Source organism: Streptomyces sp. NPDC001222 (assembly GCF_042896945.1).
Taxonomy (GTDB): domain Bacteria; phylum Actinomycetota; class Actinomycetes; order Streptomycetales; family Streptomycetaceae; genus Streptomyces; species Streptomyces gibsoniae.
Map to the genome: position 1 here is coordinate 90,453 of NZ_JBIAXT010000035.1, position 7,812 is coordinate 98,264.

Annotated in this window: 7 protein-coding genes and 1 rRNA gene; 5 read left to right on the top strand and 3 right to left on the bottom strand. The window is 72.2% G+C overall.

Annotation, left to right across the window (positions count from 1 at the left end; genetic code table 11):
* Positions 1–2: 2 nt before the first annotated feature.
* Both mtrA and mtnA read right to left on the bottom strand, forming a co-directional pair.
* Positions 3–692, bottom strand: a complete 690-nt coding sequence (gene mtrA / locus ACFY2Z_RS34035) for a two-component system response regulator MtrA (protein WP_311692199.1) — start codon at positions 690–692, stop codon at positions 3–5.
* A gap of 8 nt (positions 693–700) precedes the next feature.
* A complete protein-coding gene (gene mtnA / locus ACFY2Z_RS34040) occupies positions 701–1,846 on the bottom strand; it encodes an S-methyl-5-thioribose-1-phosphate isomerase (protein ID WP_390747903.1) in 1,146 nt (381 codons plus the stop codon).
* A 141-nt stretch (positions 1,847–1,987) separates the two neighbouring features.
* Here mtnA and ACFY2Z_RS34045 point away from each other — a divergent pair, with 141 nt between their 5' ends.
* The 5 genes from ACFY2Z_RS34045 to ACFY2Z_RS34065 are packed head-to-tail and all read left to right on the top strand — an operon-like array spanning position 1,988 to position 7,529.
* The gene (locus tag ACFY2Z_RS34045) at positions 1,988–3,325 is read left to right on the top strand and encodes a hypothetical protein (protein ID WP_390747904.1); all 1,338 of its coding nucleotides are present in this window, start codon (positions 1,988–1,990) and stop codon (positions 3,323–3,325) included.
* Positions 3,326–3,329: 4 nt separating this feature from the next.
* On the top strand, positions 3,330–4,043 hold the full coding sequence (locus ACFY2Z_RS34050; protein ID WP_390747905.1) for a DUF4129 domain-containing protein: 714 nt from the start codon (positions 3,330–3,332) through the stop codon (positions 4,041–4,043).
* Positions 4,040–5,230, top strand: a complete 1,191-nt coding sequence (locus ACFY2Z_RS34055; protein ID WP_390747906.1) for a DUF4350 domain-containing protein — start codon at positions 4,040–4,042, stop codon at positions 5,228–5,230. The genes ACFY2Z_RS34050 and ACFY2Z_RS34055 overlap by 4 nt, the downstream gene beginning before the upstream one ends.
* Complete coding sequence (locus tag ACFY2Z_RS34060; protein WP_390747907.1) at positions 5,230–6,219, top strand: AAA family ATPase; 990 nt, start codon at positions 5,230–5,232, stop codon at positions 6,217–6,219. The genes ACFY2Z_RS34055 and ACFY2Z_RS34060 overlap by 1 nt, the downstream gene beginning before the upstream one ends.
* Positions 6,219–7,529 carry a DUF58 domain-containing protein gene (locus tag ACFY2Z_RS34065; RefSeq protein WP_390747908.1) on the top strand — a complete coding sequence of 437 codons (1,311 nt, stop codon included), beginning with the start codon at positions 6,219–6,221 and terminating at the stop codon, positions 7,527–7,529. The genes ACFY2Z_RS34060 and ACFY2Z_RS34065 overlap by 1 nt, the downstream gene beginning before the upstream one ends.
* Before the next feature lie 110 nt (positions 7,530–7,639).
* Here the strand turns inward: ACFY2Z_RS34065 and rrf are convergent.
* Positions 7,640–7,756, bottom strand: a 5S ribosomal RNA gene (rrf, locus tag ACFY2Z_RS34070).
* Positions 7,757–7,812 lie beyond the last annotated feature (56 nt).

Consider the following 7,812-nt stretch of genomic DNA (forward strand, 5'->3'; position numbering starts at 1 on the left):
GTTCAGCTCGGACCCGCCTTGTAACCGACGCCACGGACCGTCACCACGATCTCCGGCCGCTCCGGGTCCTTCTCGACCTTGGAGCGCAGCCGCTGGACGTGCACGTTGACGAGACGGGTGTCCGCCGCGTGGCGGTAGCCCCATACCTGCTCGAGCAGGACCTCGCGCGTGAACACCTGCCACGGCTTGCGCGCCAGCGCCACCAGCAGGTCGAACTCCAACGGCGTCAGGGCGATCGACTGCCCGTCCCGCTTCACCGAGTGACCGGCCACGTCGATGACGAGGTCACCGATCGCGAGCTGCTCGGGCGCCGGCTCCTCGGACCTCCGCAGCCGCGCCCGGATCCGGGCCACCAGCTCCTTCGGCTTGAACGGCTTCACGATGTAGTCGTCCGCACCCGACTCGAGGCCGACCACCACATCCACGGTGTCGCTCTTGGCCGTGAGCATCACGATCGGCACACCGGACTCCGCCCTGATCAGGCGGCACACCTCGATGCCGTCCCGTCCGGGCAGCATCAGGTCGAGCAGCACCAGATCGGGCTTGGCCTCACGGAAAGCGGCCAGCGCCTTGTCGCCGTCAGCTACGAAAGACGGCTCAAAACCTTCACCACGCAGCACGATGCCGAGCATCTCGGCCAGTGCGGTGTCGTCGTCGACGACAAGGACTCGTCCCTTCATGGACCACATCATCCCATTATCTAAATTGTTACCTGGCGTGAGCTGTCACACAGCGCAGCGAGTGCATCGGCCGTCACAGGGGAGACGACGCCCTTCTCGGTGACGATCGCCGTCACCAGCTCGGGCGGCGTCACATCGAACGCCGGGTTGTACGCCTGGGTTCCCAGGGGTGCCACCGGTATCCCGCCTCCCGCTTCCGCTCCCGCCACCGGCACCCGAGGTGCGGTGACCTCCGTCACCTCGTGCCCGGGCCGCTGCTCCACCTCGATGGACGCCCCGTCCGACGTGCCCGGATCGACCGTCGTCACCGGCGCCACCACGATGAACGGCACATGGTGATACCTGGCGAGAACGGCGAGCGGATAGCTCCCCACCTTGTTCGCGACCGAACCATCGGCGGCGATCCGGTCGGCCCCGACCAGCACGGCGTCCACCTCGCCCGCCGCGAACAGGGAACCTGCCGCGTTGTCCGTGAGCAAGGTGTACGCCATCCCGTTGCGGGCCGCCTCGTACGCCGTCAAACGAGCACCTTGCAGCAACGGACGCGTCTCGTCCACCCACAGCCTGCGCAACCGCCCCGCCCGGTGCGCCGCGAGCATCACCGCGAACGCCGTTCCCTGGCCGCCGGACACCAGCGCGCCCGTGTTGCAGTGGGTGAGCACCCGGTGCCCGCCGCCGGGCAGCAACTCGTCCAGCAGGGCCAGACCGTGCCGCGCCATCCGCGCGCTGGCCTCGGCGTCCTCCTGGTGCAGGGCGCGCGCCGCGGCCAGCGCCGCCTCCGCGGCCTGCCGCAGGTCTCCGTCGCCCGCGAACGCGGCCCGGTGCGCGGCCTGGGCCCTGCGCACACCGACGGCGAGGTTCACCGCGGTCGGCCGGGCCCCCGCCAGCGCGGCGGCGGCCTCGTCCACGTCGAAGCCCCGGGCGGCGGCCAGCGCCACACCGTACGCTCCGGCGATCCCGAGCAGTGGCGCCCCGCGCACGGCGAGCGTGCGGATCGCGTCCACCAGAGCCGACGGGTCGGTGCAGACGAGCTCGACCTCCTCGGCCGGCAGTCTCCTCTGGTCGAGAAGGACCAGTACAGGCCCTTCGGGCGGCTCCTCCCAGCGGATCACGGGTATGTCCGTCGACTGGTTGTCCTCGCCTGGTCGCGCGTACTGATCAGCCATGCGGTCAGTCTGCCCCGTATCCCGCCGACAATTGAAGGTGTACAGCCCACACCGCCCCTGGTCCCTCGCCGGACACAGCGTGGCACGATGTCTGCCAACTCGCCGCCGCGTCCGCGGAGCGGGCACCGTGAAGGAGCGACGATGAATGACACTCCGGGCTGGGCATCGCCCGGATCCGCACCCTCCGACGGGGAACAGCCGGACGCCACCGGCGCGCCGCCCGCGGAGCAGCCCTCGGACCAGAGCGGCGGCGATCAGCCGCAGCCGCCGACGCAGTGGTCCAAGGAGCAGCCCCCGTCGGGACAGTGGAGCGCTCCGCACCCCCGGATTCCCGGCCAGGCCCCGCCGCCCCCGCCCGGCGCCGGCTGGGGCGGCTCGCCCGCAGGTCCCGGTTACGGGCCTCCCCCCGGCTACGGGGCCCCTGGCGGCGGCTGGGGCGGCCCAGGCCGCGGTCCTGGAGGCTGGGGCGGAGCCTGGGGCCCGCCGCCCGCCGCCAAACCCGGTGTGATCCCGCTGCGCCCGCTCGGCGTCGGCGAGATCCTCGACGGCGCGGTCTCCACCATGCGCACCCACTGGCGCGCGGTCCTCGGCATCTCGCTCGGCGTCTCCGTCCTGACGGAGATCGTCACCATCCTGTTCCAGAAGTTCGTCCTCGACGACCAGGCCACCACGGCCACCCTCCGCGACCCCAGTTCCTCGGCGAGCGAGGTGGGCCGCGCCATGGGCGAGGTGATGCTGAGCTCCGGCGTGGTCTTCCTGGTGACGCTGCTCGGCACCATCATCGCGACCGCGCTGCTGACCACCGTCACCAGCCGGGCGGTGCTCGGCAGGCCGGTGACCGTCGCGGAGGCCTGGCGCGACGCCCGCCCGCAGCTGCTGAGGCTGTCCGGTCTGACGCTCCTGTTGCCGCTCATGGCCCTGGCGATCCTCGCCGTCGGCATGGCACCCGGCATCCTCATCGCGGTGTCCGGTCCGACCGTCGCGGGCGTCGCGCTGGCCGTCATCGGCGGCCTCGGCGCCCTGGTGGTCGACATATGGGTCATGATGCGTTTCTCGCTCGCCTCGCCCGCGCTGATGCTCGAGAAGCAGAGCATCCGCACGTCGATGAGCCGCTCCGCCAAGCTGATCCGCGGCTCGTGGTGGCGGGTCGCCAGCATCCAGGTGCTCGCCCAGATCATCGCGAGCATCGTGGGGTCGCTCGTCGTCATCCCCTTCGCCGCCATCGCGGCGGTCTTCAGCGGTGACGGCATCAGCAACCTCATGGGCAGCGCCGGCGCCAGTCCCGGCTGGACGTTCCTGATCGTCACCGGCATCGGCTCGGTGATCGGGCGCACGCTCACCTTCCCGATCAGTGCCGGTGTGACCGTGCTGCTCTACATCGACCAGCGCATCCGCCGCGAGGCCCTCGACCTCGACCTGGCCCGTGCCGCAGGCGTCCAGGGCTACGGCGCCGACACCACCGCCACCCCGGGGAGCTGACGGGGTGAGTCCGACGGGGGGAGTGTGGGCGGTCGCCCCGGTGCTGTGGCGCTCGGGCGACCAGCCACCGGTCACGATCCCGCGCGATCCGGCGCGGGAGGCGGCCCGGCGTGAGCTGGCCAAGCGGATGTACCACGAGAACGACCCCAGCCTGCTGCAGCGCGCCCTGAACGCGTTCTGGGACTGGGTCAGCGGCCTCCTGGACGCCGCGTCCACCGCGACGCCGGGCGGCTCCGTGGGCCTGCTCGTCATCGTGCTGGCGGTCCTGGCGCTCGTCGGAGCCCTGTGGTGGCGCCTCGGCACCCCGCGCCGCCTGCCCACCTCGTCCGCCACCCTCTTCGAGGACCGCCCCAAGAGCGCCGCCGAACACCGCGCGGCCGCCGAGGCGCATGCCGCCCAGGGCCACTGGAACCAGGCCGTCCAGGAACGCATGCGTGCCGTCGTCCGCTCCCTGGAGGAACGCGCGCTGCTCGACGTCCGCCCCGGCCGCACCGCCGACGAGGCCGCCACCGAGGCCGGCCGCGCCCTCCCCGACCACGCGGACCGGCTCCACACCGCCGCCCGGGACTTCGACGACGTCACATACGGCGGCCGGGCCGCGGGCGAAGGAACATACCGCCGACTCGCCTCCCTCGACGACGACCTGGAGCGCACCAAGCCCCAGCTCGCCGACAGCACCCTCGGCACAGCGCCCGACGCCCACGGAGCCGCCGGATGACCGCCGAGGCCACGCTCCCCGCCACCTCCGCCTCGCCCACCGCCCGCCAGCTGTGGACCCGGTCGCGCGGCGTCCTGCTCGCCGTCGTGCTCCTCCTGGTCGGCGCCGTCGTGATCGCCGTCGTCCGCTCCAGCGCTCATCACGGCCGACTCGACCCGCGCTCGGCCGACCCCTACGGCAGCCACGCCGTCGCCACGCTCCTCGCCGAACGCGGCGTCTCCACCCGGGTCGTCACCACGCTCGACGAGGCACGCGCCGCCACCGCGCCCGACACCACCCTGCTGCTCGCCGCACCTGACCTTCTGACGCACCACCAGCAGGAGCGTCTGCAGCAGACGACGCGCGACTCCGGCGGCCGAACGGTCCTGGTCGCCCCCCGGACCTCCCTCGACGGCCTCGCCCCGGGAGTCTCGGCGGACCCCGCACCCAGCTTCGAGTCGCAGCTGGACCCCGGCTGCGCACTGCCCGCCGCCCGGCGTGCGGGCAGCGCCGACATGGGCGGGCTCCGCTACCTCACGACCGTCGCCGACGCCGACCGCTGCTACCTCAGCGACGGCCTGCCCACCCTGCTGCGACTCCCGGCCGCATCCGGAAGCGGCGACACCGTCGTCCTCGGCGCGCCCGACATCCTCTACAACAGCCGTCTCGACGAGCAGGGCAACGCCTCCCTCGCCCTCCAACTGCTCGGTTCCCGCTCCCATTTGGTCTGGTACCTCCCCTCGCTCTCCGACACCTCGGCGACCGACTCGGGCCAACGAAGCTTCATCGACCTGCTCCCCTCGGGCTGGCTGTGGGGCACACTGCAGCTCTTCATCGCCGCGGCCGTGGCCGCCCTGTGGCGGGCACGCCGACTGGGCCCGCTCGTCCACGAGAAACTCCCCGTCGCGATCCGCGCCTCCGAAACCGTCGAAGGCCGCGCCCGCCTCTACCGCAAGGCGCGCGCCCGCGACCGCGCGGCCGCCGCTCTGCGCTCCACCGCCCGCACCCGCCTCGCCCCCCTCGTAGGCGTCCCCCTCGCCCAGGCGCACGCGCCCGAGGCCCTGCTCCCCGCGCTGTCCGCCCATCTGCGCGACGACGGACAGCCCCTGCACCCGCTCCTCTTCGGCCCGCCGCCCGGTGACGACGCGGCCCTGATCGCACTCGCCGACCAACTCGACGCCCTCGAAAGAGAGGTACGCCGTCCATGATGGACCCGACCACTGACAACGCCGGGAACACCGGGGACCCGGGCGCCGTCCGGGCCTCCCTGGAGGCCCTGCGCGCCGAGATCGCCAAAGCCGTGGTCGGCCAGGACCCCGCAGTCACCGGCCTTGTCGTCGCCCTTCTGTGCCGCGGCCACGTCCTCCTCGAAGGAGTCCCCGGGGTCGCCAAGACCCTGCTCGTCCGCGCCCTTTCGGCGGCCCTCGAACTCGACACCAAGCGCGTCCAGTTCACGCCGGACCTGATGCCCAGCGACATCACCGGCTCCCTCGTCTACGACGCGCGCACCGCCGAGTTCTCCTTCCAGCCCGGGCCGGTCTTCACCAACCTGCTCCTCGCGGACGAGATCAACCGAACCCCGCCGAAGACGCAGTCGTCCCTCCTCGAGGCCATGGAGGAGCGCCAGGTCACGGTCGACGGCGACCCGCGCCCGCTCCCCGAGCCGTTCCTGGTCGCCGCGACCCAGAACCCGGTCGAGTACGAGGGCACGTACCCGCTCCCGGAAGCCCAACTGGACCGCTTCCTGCTCAAGCTGACGATCCCTCTCCCGTCCCGTCAGGACGAGATCGACGTCCTCGCCCGCCATGCGGCCGGTTTCAACCCGCGCGACCTGCGCGCCGCCGGCATACGCCCGGTGGCGAGCGCCGCCGACCTCGAGTCGGCGCGCGCCGCCGTCGCCAAGACGACGGTGTCCCGCGAGATCACCGCCTACGTCGTGGACATCTGCCGCGCCACCCGTGAGTCCCCGTCACTCACCCTGGGTGTCTCACCCCGTGGCGCGACGGCACTCCTGGCCACGGCCCGCGCATGGGCCTGGCTGACGGGCCGTGACTACGTCATCCCCGACGATGTGAAGGCCCTCGCCCTCCCGACACTCCGTCACCGGGTCCAACTCCGCCCCGAGGCGGAGATGGAGGGCGTGACCGCGGACTCGGTCATCAACGCGATCCTCGCCCACGTCCCCGTGCCCCGCTGATGGCGCTCACCGGACGAGCCGCGCTCCTCGCGGCACTCGGCGCCCTCCCGGTCGGCTTCTGGGCGCCTGACTGGACGGGCGTCCTCGCCGTCAACGGCTCACTCGCCCTGGCCTGCGCATGCGACTTCGCACTGGCCGCACCCGTACGCCGCCTCCGTCTGACCCGGTCCGGTGACACCTCCGTCCGCCTGGGCGAGGCGGCCGACGTGACGCTCACCGTCACCAACCCGTCCGGCCGGCCGCTGCGCGCCCGCCTCCGCGACGCCTGGCCGCCCAGCAGCTGGCAGCCGGGCACCGAAGTAGCCGCGTCCCGGCACCGTCTGACGGTCCCTCCGGGCGAGCGCCGCCGGATCACGACCCGTCTCACGCCGACCCGTCGCGGCGACCGCCACGCGGACCGCGTCACGATCCGCTCCTACGGCCCCCTCGGTCTCTTCTCCCGCCAGGGCACCCACAAGGTCCCCTGGACGGTGCGAGTCCTGCCCCCCTTCGCCAGCCGCAAGCACCTTCCCTCCCGGCTGGCCCGCCTCCGTGAACTGGACGGCCGGACCAGCGTGTTGACCCGTGGCGAGGGCACGGAGTTCGACAGCCTGCGCGACTACGTCCCCGGCGACGACACCCGCTCCATCGACTGGCGCGCGACGGCCCGTCAGACCACCGTCGCGGTACGCACCTGGCGGCCCGAACGCGACCGCCACATCCTCCTGGTCCTGGACACCGGCCGGACTTCCGCCGGCCGCGTCGGTGACGCACCACGCCTGGACGCCTCCATGGACGCCGCGCTGCTGCTGGCCGCTCTGGCCTCCCGGGCCGGTGACCGGGTGGACCTGCTCGCCTACGACCGCCGGGTACGCGCCCTGATCCAGAGCCGCGCCGCCCGTGAACTCCTGCCGGCGCTGGTCAACGCCATGGCCACGTTGGAACCGGAACTCATCGAGACGGACGCCCGAGGGCTGACGGCCACCGCGCTCCGCACGGCCTCGCGCCGCTCCTTGGTCGTCCTGCTGACCACCCTCGACACGGCACCCGTCGAGGAGGAGCTGCTGCCCGTCATCTCCCGCCTCACCCGGCGTCACACGGTGCTGCTCGCCTCGGTCTCCGATCCGCACGTCGCCCGTATGGCGACAGCTCGTGGGGACGTCGACGCGGTCTACGAGGCCGCCGCGGCGGCACGGGCCCAGGCGGAACGCACCCGCACGGCGGAACAACTGCGTCGTCACGGTGTCACGGTCGTGGACGCGGCACCGGAGGACCTGGCGCCGGCTCTGGCGGATGCGTATCTGGCCTTGAAGGCAGCGGGCCGTCTCTGAGGTAGGGACGAAGGGTGAGTGGGTCCTCCTCGGAGGACCGCCCACTGAATGCAAGTTCCTGAACGCAAAAAGCCCCCGTGCCGAATGGCACAGGGGATTTCTCAAAATTTGTTCGGCGGCGTCCTACTCTCCCACAGGGTCCCCCCTGCAGTACCATCGGCGCTGTGAGGCTTAGCTTCCGGGTTCGAAATGTAACCGGGCGTTTCCCTCACGCTATGACCACCGAAACACTATGAAACTGACAACCCGGCACACCGCACACAAAACGGCGGGATTGTTCGTG

Bases quoted from the DNA above. Each gene is read 5' to 3' on its own strand.
- mtrA (WP_311692199.1), bottom strand. From the start codon at position 692: ATGATGTGGTCCATGAAGGGACGAGTCCTTGTCGTCGACGACGACACC.
- mtnA (WP_390747903.1), bottom strand. From the start codon at position 1,846: ATGGCTGATCAGTACGCGCGACCAGGCGAGGACAACCAGTCGACGGAC.
- ACFY2Z_RS34045 (WP_390747904.1), top strand. From the start codon at position 1,988: ATGAATGACACTCCGGGCTGGGCATCGCCCGGATCCGCACCCTCCGAC.
- ACFY2Z_RS34055 (WP_390747906.1), top strand. From the start codon at position 4,040: ATGACCGCCGAGGCCACGCTCCCCGCCACCTCCGCCTCGCCCACCGCC.
- ACFY2Z_RS34060 (WP_390747907.1), top strand. From the start codon at position 5,230: ATGGACCCGACCACTGACAACGCCGGGAACACCGGGGACCCGGGCGCC.
- ACFY2Z_RS34065 (WP_390747908.1), top strand. From the start codon at position 6,219: ATGGCGCTCACCGGACGAGCCGCGCTCCTCGCGGCACTCGGCGCCCTC.